Source organism: Streptomyces narbonensis (assembly GCF_014649015.1).
GTDB lineage: Bacteria > Actinomycetota > Actinomycetes > Streptomycetales > Streptomycetaceae > Streptomyces > Streptomyces narbonensis.
On the sequence record NZ_BMSF01000003.1, the window covers coordinates 249,034 to 264,613 of the forward strand.

The 15,580-nt window shown below is 73.2% G+C and carries 10 protein-coding genes; 7 read left to right on the plus strand and 3 right to left on the minus strand.

All coding sequences use genetic code 11. The features are described 5' to 3' along the window. Nucleotides 1-18 precede the first annotated feature (18 nt). The 3 genes from IE124_RS07140 to IE124_RS07150 form a co-directional block, all read right to left on the minus strand. Nucleotides 19-1,479: a glutamate synthase subunit beta gene (locus IE124_RS07140; protein WP_189505927.1), complete on the minus strand. Its 1,461-nt coding sequence runs from the start codon at nucleotides 1,477-1,479 to the stop codon at nucleotides 19-21. After that, on the minus strand, nucleotides 1,472-6,031 hold the full coding sequence (gltB, locus tag IE124_RS07145; protein ID WP_189505929.1) for a glutamate synthase large subunit: 4,560 nt from the start codon (nucleotides 6,029-6,031) through the stop codon (nucleotides 1,472-1,474). Before gltB ends, IE124_RS07140 begins: the two co-directional genes overlap by 8 nt. Nucleotides 6,032-6,655: 624 nt before the next feature. After that, the gene (locus tag IE124_RS07150) at nucleotides 6,656-7,384 is read right to left on the minus strand and encodes a VIT1/CCC1 transporter family protein (RefSeq protein ID WP_189505931.1); all 729 of its coding nucleotides are present in this window, start codon (nucleotides 7,382-7,384) and stop codon (nucleotides 6,656-6,658) included. A gap of 253 nt (nucleotides 7,385-7,637) precedes the next feature. Between IE124_RS07150 and IE124_RS07155 the strand changes: the two genes are divergently transcribed. The 7 genes from IE124_RS07155 to IE124_RS07185 are packed head-to-tail and all read left to right on the plus strand — an operon-like array spanning nucleotide 7,638 to nucleotide 15,544. Next, nucleotides 7,638-8,633, plus strand: a complete 996-nt coding sequence (locus tag IE124_RS07155) for an ADP-ribosylglycohydrolase family protein (protein WP_189505933.1) — start codon at nucleotides 7,638-7,640, stop codon at nucleotides 8,631-8,633. Next, nucleotides 8,633-10,072, plus strand: coding sequence for an ADP-ribosylglycohydrolase family protein (locus IE124_RS07160; protein ID WP_370468738.1), 1,440 nt, complete (start codon nucleotides 8,633-8,635; stop codon nucleotides 10,070-10,072). The genes IE124_RS07155 and IE124_RS07160 overlap by 1 nt, the downstream gene beginning before the upstream one ends. After that, nucleotides 10,038-11,204: an ADP-ribosylglycohydrolase family protein gene (locus tag IE124_RS07165; protein ID WP_189505935.1), complete on the plus strand. Its 1,167-nt coding sequence runs from the start codon at nucleotides 10,038-10,040 to the stop codon at nucleotides 11,202-11,204. Before IE124_RS07160 ends, IE124_RS07165 begins: the two co-directional genes overlap by 35 nt. Then, nucleotides 11,201-12,574, plus strand: coding sequence for an ADP-ribosylglycohydrolase family protein (locus IE124_RS07170; protein WP_189505937.1), 1,374 nt, complete (start codon nucleotides 11,201-11,203; stop codon nucleotides 12,572-12,574). Before IE124_RS07165 ends, IE124_RS07170 begins: the two co-directional genes overlap by 4 nt. Further along, a complete protein-coding gene (rbsK, locus tag IE124_RS07175; RefSeq protein ID WP_189505939.1) occupies nucleotides 12,571-13,491 on the plus strand; it encodes a ribokinase in 921 nt (306 codons plus the stop codon). The genes IE124_RS07170 and rbsK overlap by 4 nt, the downstream gene beginning before the upstream one ends. After that, on the plus strand, nucleotides 13,488-14,714 hold the full coding sequence (locus tag IE124_RS07180) for a CaiB/BaiF CoA transferase family protein (RefSeq protein ID WP_189505941.1): 1,227 nt from the start codon (nucleotides 13,488-13,490) through the stop codon (nucleotides 14,712-14,714). The genes rbsK and IE124_RS07180 overlap by 4 nt, the downstream gene beginning before the upstream one ends. After that, entirely contained in the window at nucleotides 14,711-15,544 is an 834-nt protein-coding gene (locus tag IE124_RS07185; RefSeq protein WP_189505942.1) for an HpcH/HpaI aldolase/citrate lyase family protein, read from the plus strand. The genes IE124_RS07180 and IE124_RS07185 overlap by 4 nt, the downstream gene beginning before the upstream one ends. Nucleotides 15,545-15,580 lie beyond the last annotated feature (36 nt).

The following is a 15,580-nucleotide window of genomic DNA, read 5'->3' on the forward strand; positions in this document are numbered from 1 at the left end:
CAGGGTGATCCGGCGGGATCAGACCGTCAGCGAACGGTCCGTCGGACGGATCGGGGCCGGCAGGGAGCTGGCTCCGGTCAGGTAGCGGTCCACGCCACGGGCGGCGGAGCGGCCCTCGGCGATGGCCCACACGATGAGGGACTGGCCGCGGCCGGCGTCACCGGCGACGTACACGCCATCGACGTTGGTGGCGAAGTCCGCGTCACGGGCGATGTTACCCCGCTCATCGAGGTCCAGACCAAACTGCGCGACCAGGCCGTTCTCCACGTCCGTGCCGGTGAAGCCCATCGCGAGCGTGACCAGCTGGGCGGGGATCTTGCGCTCCGTGCCCGGCTTCTGGGTCAGCTTGCCCTCGACGAACTCGACCTCGACGAGGTGGAGGAACTGGACGTTGCCGTCCTCGTCGCCCTCGAAGTGGGTGGTGGAGACGGAGTAGACCCGCTCGCCGCCCTCCTCGTGAGCGGAGGTGACCTTGTACAGCATGGGGAAGGTCGGCCAGGGCTGGCCTGCGTTCCGGTCCTCGCCCGGCTTCGGCATGATCTCCAGCTGCGTGACCGAGGCCGCGCCCTGGCGGTGCGCCGTACCGACGCAGTCCGCGCCGGTGTCGCCGCCGCCGATGACCACGACGTGCTTGCCCTCGGCGGTGATCGGCGGGGCCACGAAGTCACCCTCGACGACCTTGTTGGCCAGCGGCAGGTACTCCATGGCCTGGTGGATGCCGTTCAGCTCGCGGCCCGGGACGGGCAGGTCACGCGCGGTGGTGGCACCGGCGGCGATGACCACGGCGTCGAACCGCTTGCGCAGGTCCGTCGACGTCAGGTCGCGGCCGATCTCGATGCCCGTGCGGAACTTGGTGCCCTCCGCGCGCATCTGCTCGATGCGGCGGTTGATGTGCCGCTTCTCCATCTTGAACTCGGGGATGCCGTAGCGCAGCAGGCCGCCGATGCGGTCGGCGCGCTCGTACACGACCACGGTGTGGCCGGCCCGGGTCAGCTGCTGGGCGGCGGCGAGACCCGCAGGGCCCGAGCCGATGACGGCCGCGGTCTTGCCGGACAGGCGCTCGGGCACCTGCGGCTTGACGTCGTTCGCGTCCCAGGCCTTGTCGATGATGGAGACTTCGACGTTCTTGATGGTGACGGCCGGCTGGTTGATGCCGAGCACGCACGCCGACTCGCACGGAGCCGGGCACAGGCGGCCGGTGAACTCCGGGAAGTTGTTGGTGGCGTGCAGGCGCTCCTGCGCCGCCGACCAGTCCTCGCGGTAGGCGAAGTCGTTCCACTCGGGGATGAGGTTCCCGAGGGGGCAGCCGTTGTGGCAGAACGGGATGCCGCAGTCCATGCAGCGGCCGGCCTGCTTGCTGATGATCGGCAGCAGCGAACCGGGAACGTAGACCTCGTTCCAGTCCCTGACGCGCTCGCCCACCGGACGGGTCTTGGCGACTTCGCGCCCGGTGGTAAGGAAGCCCTTGGGGTCAGCCATTGGTCGCCGCCTCCATCATCTTCTCGGTGGTCTCGGTCTCGGAGAGACCGGCGAGCTCAGCGGCGTCCTTGGCGGCGAGCACTGCCTTGTACGTGGTGGGGATGATCTTGCTGAACCGGGCCGCCGCGGCGTCCCAGTCGGCGAGGAGCTTCTCCGCGACCGTCGAGCCGGTCTCCTCCTGGTGGCGGCGCACGACATCGTGCAGCCAGTCCTTGTCGGCGTCCGAAAGGGTCTCGATCGCGCCCAGGTTGCCGGAGTTGACGTTGTCCCGGTCGAGGTCGACGACGTAGGCGACACCGCCCGACATACCGGCCGCGAAGTTGCGTCCGGTCTCGCCGAGGACGACCGCCGTACCGCCGGTCATGTACTCGCAGCCGTGGTCGCCCACGCCCTCCGAGACGACCAGGGCGCCGGAGTTGCGGACGCAGAAGCGCTCGCCGGTGCGGCCGCGCAGGAACAGCTCGCCGCCGGTCGCGCCGTAGCCGATGGTGTTGCCCGCGATGGTCGAGTACTCGGCCAGGTGGTCGGCGCCGCGGTCCGGGCGGACGACGATGCGGCCGCCGGAGAGGCCCTTGCCGACGTAGTCGTTGGCGTCGCCCTCCAGGCGGAGGGTGACACCGCTCGGCAGGAAGGCGCCGAAGGACTGGCCGGCGGAGCCGGTGAAGGTGATGTCGATGGTGTCGGCGGGCAGGCCCGCGCCACCGAACTTCTTCGTGACGTGGTGGCCGAGCATCGTGCCGACGGTCCGGTTGATGTTCCGGATCGCGACCTGGGCGCGGACCGGCTGCGCCTCCTCGGCGGAGGCGGCGTTCAGGGCCTCGGCGGCGAGCTGGATCAGCTCGTTGTCGAGGGCCTTCTCCAGACCGTGGTCCTGCTCGATCAGGGCGTGGCGGACCGCGCCCTCGGGCAGCTCCGGCACGTAGAAGAGCGGCTCCAGGTCGAGACCCTGCGCCTTCCAGTGGGTGACGGCGCGGCTGGTGTCGAGCAGCTCGGCGTGGCCGACGGCCTCCTCGATCGTCCGGAAGCCCAGCTCGGCGAGGATCTCGCGGACCTCCTCGGCGATGAACTCGAAGAAGTTGACGACGTACTCGGCCTTGCCGGAGAACCGGTCGCGGAGCGCCGGGTTCTGGGTGGCGATTCCGACCGGGCAGGTGTCCAGGTGGCAGACGCGCATCATGACGCAGCCGGAGACGACGAGCGGCGCGGTCGCGAAACCGAACTCCTCGGCGCCGAGCAGCGCGGCGATGACGACGTCGCGGCCGGTCTTGAGCTGGCCGTCGGTCTGGACGACGATGCGGTCGCGCAGGCCGTTGAGCAGCAGGGTCTGCTGGGTCTCGGCGAGGCCGAGCTCCCAGGGGCCGCCCGCGTGCTTCAGCGAGGTCAGCGGGGAGGCGCCCGTTCCGCCGTCGTGGCCGGAGATGAGGACGACGTCCGCGTGGGCCTTGGAGACACCGGCGGCGACCGTGCCGACGCCGACCTCGGAGACCAGCTTCACGTGGATGCGGGCGACCGGGTTGGCGTTCTTGAGGTCGTGGATCAGCTGAGCCAGGTCCTCGATGGAGTAGATGTCGTGGTGCGGCGGCGGCGAGATGAGGCCGACGCCGGGCGTCGAGTGACGCGTCTTGGCGACCCACGGGTAGACCTTGTGGCCGGGCAGCTGGCCGCCCTCGCCGGGCTTGGCGCCCTGGGCCATCTTGATCTGGATGTCGTCGGCGTTGACCAGGTACTCGCTGGTGACGCCGAAGCGGCCGGAGGCGACCTGCTTGATGGAGGAGCGGCGCGCCGGGTCGTACAGGCGGTCCGGGTCCTCGCCGCCCTCACCGGTGTTGGACTTGGCGCCCAGCTGGTTCATGGCGATGGCGAGGGTCTCGTGCGCCTCGCGGGAGATGGAGCCGTACGACATGGCGCCCGTCGAGAACCGCTTGACGATCTCGCTGACCGGCTCGACCTCGTCGATCGAGATCGCCTCACGGCCCGAGGAGAAGCCGAAGAGGCCGCGGAGCGTCATGAGGCGCTCGGACTGCTCGTTCACCCGGTCCGTGTACTTCTTGAAGATGTCGTACCGCTTGTTGCGCGTGGCGTGCTGCAGGCGGAAGACGGTCTCCGGGTCGAACAGGTGCGGCTCGCCCTCGCGGCGCCACTGGTACTCGCCGCCGATCTCCAGGGCGCGGTGCGCCGAGGGGACGCCGGAGACGGGGTACGCCTTGGCGTGGCGGGCGGCGACCTCCTTGGCGACGACGTCGAGACCGGCGCCGCCGATCTTGGTGGCCGTGCCGTTGAAGTACGTGGCGACGAAGCCGGCTTCGAGGCCGACGGCCTCGAAGACCTGGGCGCCACGGTAGGAGGCGACGGTCGAGATGCCCATCTTGGACATGACCTTGAGGACGCCCTTGCCGAGCGCGTAGATCAGGTTCCGGATGGCCTGCTCGGGCTCCAGGCCCTCGATGAAGGTGCCGGCGCGGACCAGGTCCTCGACGGACTCCATGGCGAGGTACGGGTTGACCGCCGCGGCGCCGTAGCCGATGAGCAGGGCGACGTGGTGGACCTCGCGGACGTCACCGGCCTCGACCAGCAGACCCACCTTGGTGCGCTGCTTGGTGCGGATGAGGTGGTGGTGGACGGCCGCGGTGAGCAGCAGCGAGGGGATCGGCGCGTGCTCGGCGTCGGAGTGCCGGTCGGAGAGCACGATCAGCCGGGCGCCGCCCTCGATCGCGGTGTCGGCCTCGGCGCAGATCGCCTCGATGCGGGCGGCGAGGGACTCGCCGCCGCCGGAGACCCGGTAGAGGCCGGAGAGGGTCGCGGCCTTCATGCCGGGCATGTCGCCGTCGGCGTTGATGTGGATGAGCTTGGCCAGCTCGTCGTTGTCGATCACCGGGAAGGGCAGGGTGACGCTGCGACACGACGAGGAGGTGGGCTCCAGCAGGTTGCTGCCGGGGCCGAGCGAGGAGCGCAGGCTCGTCACGAGCTCCTCGCGGATGGCGTCCAGCGGCGGGTTGGTGACCTGCGCGAAGAGCTGGGTGAAGTAGTCGAAGAGCAGCCGCGGGCGGGCGGACAGGGCCGCGATCGGCGAGTCCGTGCCCATGGAGCCGAGGGGCTCGCCGCCGGTGTTGGCCATCGGGGCGAGGATGACGCGGAGCTCTTCCTCGGTGTAGCCGAAGGTCTGCTGGCGACGGGTGACCGAGGCGTGGGTGTGCACGATGTGCTCGCGCTCGGGAAGGTCGGAGAGCTCGATCTCCCCGGTCTCCAGCCACTCCGCGTACGGGTGCTCGGCGGCGAGACCGGCCTTGATCTCGTCGTCCTCGATGATCCGGTGCTCGGCGGTGTCGACGAGGAACATCTTGCCCGGCTGGAGGCGGCCCTTGCGGACGACCTTGGCGGGGTCGATGTCGAGGACGCCGACCTCGGAGGAGAGGACGACGAGGCCCTCGTCGGTGACCCAGTAGCGGCCGGGGCGCAGACCGTTGCGGTCGAGGACCGCGCCGACCTGGACGCCGTCGGTGAAGGTGACGCAGGCCGGGCCGTCCCAGGGCTCCATCATCGTGGAGTGGTACTGGTAGAAGGCGCGGCGGGCCGGGTCCATGGTCTCGTGGTTCTCCCACGCCTCGGGGACCATCATCAGGACCGCGTGCGGCAGGGAGCGGCCGCCGAGGTGGAGCAGTTCCAGGACCTCGTCGAAGGAGGCCGAGTCGGAGGCGTCCGGGGTGCAGATCGGGAAGATCCGGTCCAGCGAGCCCTCGCCGAAGACCTGGGAGTCGAGCTGCGCCTCGCGGGCGGTCATCCAGTTCCGGTTGCCCTTGACGGTGTTGATCTCACCGTTGTGGGCGACGAAGCGGTACGGGTGGGCCAGCGGCCAGCTCGGGAAGGTGTTGGTGGAGAACCGGGAGTGGACCAGGGCCACGGCGGAGGCGCAGCGGCGGTCCGACAGGTCCGGGAAGAACGGCTCCAGCTGGCCGGTGGTCAGCATGCCCTTGTAGACGATCGTGCGGGCGGAGAGCGACGGGAAGTAGGTCGCGGCCTCGCGCTCGGCGCGCTTGCGCAGCACGAACGCCTTGCGGTCCAGCGCGATGCCCGTGTTCTCGCCGTCGGCCACGAAGACCTGGCGGAAGACCGGCATGGTGGAGCGGGCGGAGGCGCCGAGCAGCTCGGGGGCGACGGGGACCTCGCGCCAGCCGAGGACGGTGAGGCCCTCTTCGGCGGCGATCGTCTCGATCTTCGAGACGGTCTCGTCCGTGCCGTCCTCGGGGAGGAAGGCGATGCCGACGGCGTAGGCGCCGGCCTCGGGGAGCTCGAATCCGGCGACCTCGCGCAGGAAGGCGTCCGGGACCTGGAAAAGGATGCCGGCGCCGTCTCCGGAGTCGGGCTCGGAGCCGGTGGCGCCGCGGTGCTCGAGGTTGCGCAGTACGGTCAGCGCCTGCTCGACCAGCGCGTGGCTGGCTACACCGGTGAGGGTGGCCACGAACCCGACACCACAGGCGTCGTGTTCGTTACGGGGGTCGTACATCCCCTGCGGAGCGGGGCGACCGTCCATGGGCGACCAGGCGTCGGAACGCATCGGCTCTCCCGTCGTCGTCGTGGCATATGCAACTGCCGAGGGACGACGTTGGCCCTCCGCGAAATTTCGTGCAGGTTACATGATGGCTGGCTTCTCGCGAAGTGGATAGCTCGTTCCAGCATGCGGACACCACCGACACGCAGTGGTGGTGTGTTCTCACCTGTGGGGTGCGGGGACAAGGGGCTGTCCCGCGGGGACGGGCCGGGGGAGCCGGAGGGATCTCCGGGCTTCGGCGGTCCGTCGCTGAGCGGGCATCGTTGCCCGCCTGGGTGGGCTCCATTGCCCGACGGCGCTCAAGCCTCATTCCCGTTGGTCACGAGTTCGAAACCGCCGGGTAACCGGCTACTTATGTGGCGCCGTGCATAGTGTCTCATCGCCGCGGCGGATCGAGCAGGGGATATACGTCACAGCCGATTCGTGCCGTACGCCCCGAAAAGGTGCCCCGAAATGCCGGAAAGGCCCCTCGAAGGGGCCTCCCGGTCGTCTCTACGGGTACGAAATCCGTTCCGATATCCGGAGCGGCGACACCGCCATCACACCGTCCCTGCCGCGCCGCGGACAGCCCGCGGACAGCCCGCGGACAGGCCCCCGGACAGCGCCGCGCACAGCCCGCGGACAGCGCCGCTACAGCGCCGCCCCGAAGAGCATCCCGAGCCCGTACGTGACGGCGGCCGCGGCGCCACCCAGGACGAGCTGCCGCATCCCGCTGAAGAGCCAGCCGCGGGCGGTCACCCGGGCCACCAGCGCCCCGCAGCCGAAGAGGCCGATGAGCGCGAGCAGCACGGCGGGCCAGAGCGCGGTCGCCCCGAGCAGGTACGGCAGTACGGGGAGCAGGGCGCCGAGCGCGAAGGAGCCGAAGGACGAGACCGCGGCGACCATCGGCGACGGGAGGTCGTCGGGGTCGATGCCGAGCTCCTCGCGGGCGTGGATCTCCAGGGCCTGCTCGGGGTCCTTCGACAGCTGCATGGCGACCTCGCGGGCGAGGGCGGGCTCGACGCCCCGGGAGACGTAGAGCGCGGCGAGCTCCTCCATCTCGTCGATCGGGTGCTTGCGCAACTGACGGCGCTCGACGTCGAGTTCCGCCTGGACGAGCTCGCGCTGCGAGGCCACGGAGGTGTACTCGCCGGCCGCCATGGAGAAGGCTCCGGCGGCGAGCCCCGCGACGCCGGTGATGACCACGGTCTGCGTGGACACCGCGCCGCCGGCGACACCGGTCATCAGGGCGAGGTTGGAGACGAGACCGTCCATCGCGCCGAACACCGCCGGGCGCAGCCAACCGCCGTTCACGTCACGGTGCGTGTGGTTGTCGCGGTGCGCCTCGTGCAGTGGTGCCTGAGCTTCGATGATGGACATGACTCTCCCCTCGTTCCGGCGGGCCGGGTTGCACCCGCCGCCCCCAACACCCTCGAAAATACGCGCGATGTAAGGGGTCCGCCAGCAAGGCAGGCCGTACTTACTAAGGCCCGCCTCACTGCCCGCGCCGGATTCCCACGTGGCGTCAGCCGGGTGACAGAACCGTTTCTTCGGCGAGTTCACGGCCGGCGGTGGCACAGATCCAGGCATCGGGGCGCCGACCGCGCGCCCCACCCGAGGAAGGGGCCGCGAGATGGTGACCACCACGGCATGCGACACGCGCGAACGGGCGAGGGGGGCGCTCCTCGGCCTCGCCGTCGGCGACGCCCTGGGAGCCCCCGCCGAGAACATGCGCCCTTCGGAGATCCGCCGCCGATGGGGCCGCATCGAGGGCTTCGTGACGGACCGCCCGGCGGGCACCGACGACACCGAGTACGCGATCTTCTCGGCCCTGCTCCTCGCCCGGCACGGCTCGGCGCTCACCGTCCACCACGTCGAACGGGCCTGGCACCACTGGATCGCCGACCTCGACGAAGGCCCCTTCCGCGGCGCGGGCTTCTCGGAGCGCGGCACGCTGGAGAACCTCCGCCGGGGCCTCGCCGCGCCCATCTCCGCCCAGCACCGCCACGCCTGGAGCGACGGGCTCGCGATGCGCGCCGCGCCCTTCGGGGTCTTCGCGGCCGGCCGGCCTGCGGAAGCGGCACGCCTCGTCGCGATCGACGGCAGCGTCAGCCACGAGGGAGAGGGCATCTACGGCGGCCAGGCCGTCGCGGCGGGCGTCGCGGCGGCGATGGCGGGCGCGGGCGTGACCTCGGTCATCGCGGCGGCGCTCTCCGTCGTCCCGATGGACTCCTGGACGGCCCGCTCCCTGCGCCGCGCGGTCGTCGCCGCCCAGCGCGTCCAGCCGGACCCACTCACCCGCGAGCGCAAGGTCCGCTCGGCGGTCGTCATCGGCGGCTACCCGTGGACGGACCTGGCCCCGGAGGCGGTGGGCCTGGCCTTCGGCGCCTTCGCGGCGGCCCGCGGGGACTTCCGTACGGCGGTCCTGACCGCGGTCAACATGGGCCGCGACGCCGACACGACGGCAGCGGTGGCGGGCGCCCTGGCCGGCGCGGCGGGTGGCCTGAGCTCCATCCCGACCGACTGGGCCACGGCCATCGCCCCGGTCACGGGCAGCTGCCTGCCCTCCATGCGCGGCTACCACATCCTGGACGTCGCGGACCTGCTGACCCCGGAGGGGGACTCCTGATGAGCGGAGACACGACGACCACGACGCCACCCGCGAGCCCCGCCACCACGGGCAGCCTCCCGGCCGCTGTGGGCGATCGTCCCGCAGGGCCTGAGGGTCGCCCCTCCGAGGGAGGGTGGGCACAGCCCCCGGTGCCGGGCTCCGGCCCTGCGACCGGTGCTCACCAGGACCTGGTGGTAACCCTGGTGCCGGACCTCGGCTCGCCGGGGCAACCCCTGGTGCGGGTCACCGGCACCTGGGGCGGCGCCCACGAGGCCGTGCCGGCCGACGAGCCCCGCAGGGCGAGCCGCGAGAGGACCGAGGGCCTTCTCCTCGGCCTCGCCGCGGGCGACGCCGCCGGCTGGCCCGCCGCCCGCCACAGAGCCGCCCGCATGCCCGAATGGACCCGCCGCCTCACCCGCGAACTCGACACCTTCGCCGAGCAGAACGCCACGACCACCCTCCCCGTCCCCATCGCCCTCAACCAGCCCCCGGAGCCCCTCCGCCTCGGCCCCTCCGACGACGCCGAGTGGGCCGCCTTCACCGCCGAGGCGGTCCTCGCCGCCGCCGGCCCCTTCTTCGCCGGCCTCCCTCCGGACCGCCGCCTGCGCGCCGCCGTCGACCTCGCCTGGAACGCCCTCGCGGGCCAGGTCGCCGCCGCCGCCGACCGCGCCCCCGAGGTCGAGTCCGCCGTCCTCCCCCTCCGCGCCCGGATCTCCGTACGCGCGGGCCTCGGCAATCTCGCCACCGGTCTGCGCCCGCCCGCCACCGGCCACGACAACCCGCACTACTTCGACGACGCCGCCTGCGTCCGGGCCGCCGTCCTCGCCGTCGTCCACCCCGGCGACCCGCGCGCCGCCGCCGAACTCGCCGAGTTCGACGCCCGGTACACCCAGGACGGGGACGGCGTCCACGGCGCCCGCGCGACGGCGGCGGCGGTCGCTGCGGCCCTCGGCGGGGCGACCGTCGACGAGGCCGTCGGCGCGGCCCTCGCCGAACTCCCGCCCGCCACCGAGATCGGCCGCAACGCCCGGTACGCGGTGCAGCTGGCCAGGACCGCCGGCTCGGCCTTCGAGCTGGTCCCGCTCCTGGAGCACCAGATCGTGGACCACGTCTACAGCTACGGGATCGCCGCCGCCGAGACCGTTCCGGTCGCCCTCGCCCTCGCCACCGCCGCCCGGGGCGAGATGACGGCCGCCGTACCGGCCGCCGTCTGTCTCTCCCGGGTCGCGGACTCCGCCCCCGCGCTCGCAGGCGCGCTCACCGGCGCGCTGGGCGGCGGCCGTTCGGTGCCCCCGACCTGGCGCGAGGCCTGCCGGACGCTCGCGGGGTGCGCGCTGCCCCGGCTCGCGGGGACGGACCTGGTCGAACTCGCCGGGCTCCTGGGAGCCACGGAACCGGCCTCCCCAGGTGGACAATTCCGACATGACACCCACACTGGATGTGCCCACCCTGGATGACCGGATCACCGGCAGCCTCCTCGGGGCCGCCGTCGGCGACGCGCTCGGCGGCCCCGTCGAGGGCTACACCCCCCAGCAGATCCTGGAGCGTCACGGCGGCCGCGTCACCGGGATCGTCGGTCCCTGGAACGGCGAAGAATGGCGCACCGCCCGTCCCATCGCGCCGTACCACAAGGGCGACGGGCACGTCACCGACGACACCTTGATGACCCACGCCCTGATCAGGGTCTACGAGAAGGTCCGCGGCCACCTCGACGCGTACGCGGTCGCGGACTTCCTCGTCCCCGAACTCATGGGCTCCCCCGTCTGGATCCCGGAGCTGGAGGCCGAGGCCCTCCCCCTCCAGCGGATCTTCCTCGCCGAGAAGTGGCTCGTGGCCCGGCTCCACTACGGCCACGTGGACCCGCGCGAGGCCGGCGACGGCAACATCGTCAACTGCGGCGCCGCGATGTACATGGCGCCGGTCGGACTCGTCAACGCCGCCCACCCCGCGGCCGCGTACGCCGAGGCCCTCGACATCGCCGGCGCCCACCAGTCCTCGTACGGGCGGGAGGCGGCCGGCGTGTTCGCGGCGGCGGTCGCCGCGGCCTGCGCGCCGGGCGCGACGCCCTCCTCGGTCGTCGACACGGCCCTCTCCCTCGCCAAGGACGGCACCCGGTCCGCGGTCGAGGCGGTCGCCGAAGTGGCCGTCCGGCACACGGACTTCGAGTCCGCCCTCAGCCCGCTCCGCGCGGCGGTGGCCCCCTTCGACACGGTCGGCCCCGACTACCGGTCCCCCTCCCTCGGCGCCCGCCGCCCCTCCCGGCTGCACGCGATCGAGGAGCTGCCGATCGCCCTGGGCATGCTGCTCGTCGGCGAGGGCGACTTCCGGCGTACGGTCCTCGGCGCCGTCAACTACGGCCGCGACTGCGACTCGATCGCCACGATGGCGGGCGCGATCGCCGGCGCGCTGCACGGCGAGGCCGCCGTGCCGTCCGACTGGGCGAAGCGCGTCGCGGAGGCGAGCCGGCTCGACCTGCACGCCCCGGCGGCCGCACTGGCCCGGGTGACCCGCGAGGTCTTCGCCCGGGACGTGGAGCTCCGCCGGGCGCACGAGTCGGCGTTCGCGACGCTGGCGAGCGCGGACCGGTGAACCTCCGGCTGACCTGGGTGCAGCCGGAGGACCTGGTGGGCCACGAGCTCCGCCAGGCCGCCGAGGACGGCCGCGACGCCCGTGCCCTCGCGGCCCGCTGGTACGAGGCGGGCGGCCCGCCGGCCCCGGAGACGGCCGGCGCCTCCGAGCTCCCCCGCCCGGACCTCCGTCCCCTGGCGGAGGAACTCCTCGGCTCCCTGGCGAACCTCCCCACCCCCGTGCCGGACGACGAGCCGACCTCCCTCCCCGAGATCCGGTCCCTGGCGGCCCCGCAGGCCCTCCCTCCGCCGGACTCCGAGGCGGCCGGGGGCGACGCCCTCCGCGACCGGCTGCACGCCGCCTGGCTCGGACGGGCCGCTGGGTGCCTGCTCGGCAAGCCCGTCGAGAAACTGCCCCTCGCCGCCATCCGCTCCCTCGCCCGCGCCACCGGCAACTGGCCGCTCTCCACCTGGTTCACCGCCCGCGGCGTACCGCCGGAGCTGCTCGCCGCCCACCCCTGGAACCGACGCTCCGCCGCCACCTCCCTCGCCGAGAACATCGACGGGATGCCCGAGGACGACGACCTCAACTACCCCCTCCTCAACCTGCTGCTCCTCCAGCGGTACGGACGCGACTTCACCACCGCCGACGTCGCCCGCCTCTGGCTCGACGAACTCCCCGCCGGCCGCACCTTCACGGCCGAGCGCGTCGCCTACCGCAACCTCCTCGACGGCGTCGAGCCCCCGCTCACCGCCGTCCACCGCAACCCCTTCCGCGAGTGGATCGGCGCCCAGATCCGGGCGGACGTCCACGGCTGGACCCACCCCGGCGACCCGGCGGCCGCCGCCGCGCAGGCCTACCGGGACGCGGTCCTCACCCACACCGGGAACGGCGTCTACGGCGCCATGTTCGTCGCCGCGACCCTCGCCGCCGCCGCGACCGGCACCGCCGACGTCCACCGCTCGCTCGCCGCCGGACTCGCGGTGGTCCCGCCCCGCTCCCGCCTCGCCGGAGCCGTCCGCCTGGGCATCGCGTCCGCCCGCGAGGAGCGCGACTTCGACACCGTCGTCGACCGCCTGCACACCGAGCTCGGCGGGTACCACTGGGTCCATGCCGTCCCCAACGCCGCGCTCCTCACCGCCGCCCTCACCCACGCCGACGGCGACTTCACCCGCTCCGTCTGCGCGGCGGTCTCCGGCGGCTGGGACACCGACTCCAACGGCGCCACCGCCGGTTCGGTCGCCGGGCTGCTCGCCGGGCACCCCGACCGGCTGCCCGAGCGGTGGACCGCCCCCCTCAAGAACCGGCTCGCGACCTCGGTCCCGTCCTTCGACGGCATCGGCTTCGACACCCTGGCCGAACTGACCCACCTGGAGGCTGTACGCCCATGACCAGCATCGTCGTACTCGGCAGCATGAACATGGACCTCGTCGCCTACGTATCGAGGGCGCCCGCCCGCGGCGAGACGGTCACCGGCCGCGCGTTCCGCACGGTCCCCGGCGGCAAGGGCGCCAACCAGGCCGTCGCCGCCGCCCGCGCCGGCGCCGAGGTGGCGATGATCGGCGCGGTAGGCGCGGACGACTTCGGCGTACGCCTCCGGTCCAACCTGGAGCACTGCGCCGTCGACACCGACCTCCTTCGCACCGCCGAGGGCCCTTCCGGCACCGCCCACATCGTCGTCGACGACGAGGGCGGCAACGCGATCGTCGTCGTCCCCGGAGCCAACGCCACCGTCACCTCCCTCAGCCACGGCGACGAGGCCCTCATCGGCACCGCCGACACCCTGCTCCTCCAGCTCGAACTCCCCCTCTCCGTTGTCACCGAGGGCGCCGCGACCGCCCGCCGCCTCGGCGTCCGCACCGTCCTCACGCCCGCACCGGCCCAGCAGCTCCCTCCCGAACTCCTCGCCGCCACCGACCTGCTGGTGCCCAACGAGCACGAGGCGGCCGCGCTCACCGGACACACCGACCCGCGCGCCGCCGCCCAGGCCCTGCTGCGGGACGTCCCCGAGGTCGTCGTCACCCTGGGCGCGTCCGGCAGCCTGTACGCGGCGCGCGGCGCCGAACCGGTCACCGTGCCCGCCCCCCGCGTCAGGGCCGTGGACACCACCGCGGCCGGCGACACCTTCGTCGGCGCCCTCGCGGTCGCCCTCGGCGAGGGCCGGCCCGTCCCCGAGGCGCTGGCCTGGGCGCAGGCCGCCGCCGCGCTCTCCGTCCAGCGCGAGGGCGCGTCGACCTCGATGCCCTACCGGACCGAGATCGAGGCGGCCTTCGGCTCCCTCGGCGACCTGGAGGCCGACCCCGTATGACCACCACGCAGCACGCCCCCACGACCCCCGCCCCGGCCACGCCTCCCCTGCGCGGACTGCGCGTCCTGGACCTCGCGACCCTCTTCGCCGGCCCGCTCGCGGCCACGATGCTCGGCGACTTCGGCGCCGACGTCGTCAAGGTCGAGCACCCCCGCAAGCCCGACCCGTCCCGCGGCCACGGCCCCGCCAAGGACGGCGTCGGTCTGTGGTGGAAGGTCCTCGGCCGAAACAAGCGGACGATCACCCTCGACCTCTCCGCGCCGGGCGGCCGGGACACCCTCCTCGGGCTGGCCGCCGAGGCCGACGTGATCGTGGAGAACTTCCGCCCCGGCACCCTGGAACGCTGGGGTCTGGGCTGGGCGGAGCTCTCCGCCGTCAACCCCCGTCTCGTCCTCGCCCGCGTCACCGGCTTCGGCCAGTTCGGCCCGTACGCCCACCGCCCCGGCTTCGGCACCCTCGCCGAGGCGATGAGCGGCTTCGCCGCCATCACCGGCGAGCCCGACGGCCCGCCCACCCTGCCCCCCTTCGGCCTGGCCGACTCGATCGCCGCCCTCGCCACCGCGTACGCGGTGATGACCGCGCTCACCGCCAGGACCACGACCGGCCGCGGCCAGGTCGTCGACATGGCGATCATCGAACCGATGCTCTCCGTCATCGGACCCCACCCCCTCTGGTACGACCAGCTCGGCTACGTCCAGCCCCGCACCGGCAACCGCTCCCGCAACAACGCCCCCCGCAACACCTACCGGACCGCCGACGGCTCCTGGGTGGCCGTCTCCACCTCCGCCCAGTCGATCGCCGAGCGCGTGCTGCGGCTCGTCGGCCGTCCGGAGCTGATCGACGAGCCGTGGTTCGCCGACGGCACGGGCCGCGCCGAGCACGCGGACGTCCTGGACGAGGCGGTCGGCGCCTGGATCGCGCGCCGCACCCGCGACGAGGCCATGTCCGCCTTCGAGAAGGCCGAAGCCGCCATCGCCCCGGTCTACGACGTCCGGGACGTCCTCGACGATCCGCAGTACCGGGCGCTCGGCACCGTCACCGAGGTACAGGACCCGGAACTCGGCCCGATCAGGATGCAGAACGTGCTCTTCCGACTCTCCGAGACACCCGGGGCGATCCGCTGGCCCGGCCGCCCCCACGGCGCCGACACCGAGGCCGTCCTCACCGAGCTCGGCCTCACGCCCGCCGAGATCGACGCCCTCCGCAGCCAGGGAGCGGTATGAGCGATCCACGCGGTATCGCCGGCCTCGTGCGCCCGCGCACCCCCCTCACCTGGCTGTACGCGCCGGGCGACCGTCCCGGGGTCGTCCTCAAGGCCCTGGCCTCCGGCGCCGACGTCGTCATCGTCGACCTGGAGGACGCGGTCGCCCCGCACCGCAAGGCGTACGCCCTCGACGCCACGGTCGATCTGCTCGCCGACACCCACCCCGTCCCGGTGCACGTCCGCGTCCACTCCCTGCTCGACATCCCCACCCTGGCCCCCCTCCCCGGCCTCTGCGGTCTCCGTGTACCCAAGGTGACACACGCCACTGACATCCACCGGATCGCCGGCCTCGCCCCCGGTCTCCCCCTCTACCCGCTCCTGGAGAACGCCCTCGCCGTGGAGCACGCCTACGCCATCGCCACCGCCCACCCCGCCGTGCGCGGCATCGCGCTCGGCGAGGCCGACCTCCGGGCCGACCTGGGGCTACGGGACGACAGCGGCCTCGACTGGCCACGCGGTCGCTTGGTCGTCGCGGCCCGCGCTGCGGCCCTGCCGCCCCCCGCGCAGTCGGTCCATCCCGACATCGGCGACCTCGACGCCCTGGCCGCCGGCTGCGCCCGGGGCCGGGCGATGGGCTTCCTCGGCCGGGCGGCGATCCACCCCCGCCAGCTCCCCGTCATCGAGCGGGCCTACCTCCCCACTCCGGAGGAGGTCGACGCGGCGCGTGAGGTCGTCGCGGCGGCGGGGACGGACCCGGGAGCCCTGGCTCTCTCCGACGGCCGCTTCGTCGACGCGGCGGTCGTGGAGGGTGCCCACCGGGTCCTCGCCCTCGCCTCCCGCACGGCCTGACTCCCGTGGCGCCGTACGCGAAAGGGCCGCCGTACG

What these genes read in the sequence shown, in the direction of transcription:
- IE124_RS07140 (WP_189505927.1), bottom strand. Translation starts at nt 1,479, where the DNA reads ATGGCTGACCCCAAGGGCTTCCTTACCACCGGGCGCGAAGTCGCCAAG.
- gltB (WP_189505929.1), bottom strand. Translation starts at nt 6,031, where the DNA reads ATGCGTTCCGACGCCTGGTCGCCCATGGACGGTCGCCCCGCTCCGCAG.
- IE124_RS07150 (WP_189505931.1), bottom strand. Translation starts at nt 7,384, where the DNA reads ATGTCCATCATCGAAGCTCAGGCACCACTGCACGAGGCGCACCGCGAC.
- IE124_RS07155 (WP_189505933.1), top strand. Translation starts at nt 7,638, where the DNA reads ATGGTGACCACCACGGCATGCGACACGCGCGAACGGGCGAGGGGGGCG.
- IE124_RS07160 (WP_370468738.1), top strand. Translation starts at nt 8,633, where the DNA reads ATGAGCGGAGACACGACGACCACGACGCCACCCGCGAGCCCCGCCACC.
- IE124_RS07165 (WP_189505935.1), top strand. Translation starts at nt 10,038, where the DNA reads ATGACACCCACACTGGATGTGCCCACCCTGGATGACCGGATCACCGGC.
- rbsK (WP_189505939.1), top strand. Translation starts at nt 12,571, where the DNA reads ATGACCAGCATCGTCGTACTCGGCAGCATGAACATGGACCTCGTCGCC.
- IE124_RS07180 (WP_189505941.1), top strand. Translation starts at nt 13,488, where the DNA reads ATGACCACCACGCAGCACGCCCCCACGACCCCCGCCCCGGCCACGCCT.
- IE124_RS07185 (WP_189505942.1), top strand. Translation starts at nt 14,711, where the DNA reads ATGAGCGATCCACGCGGTATCGCCGGCCTCGTGCGCCCGCGCACCCCC.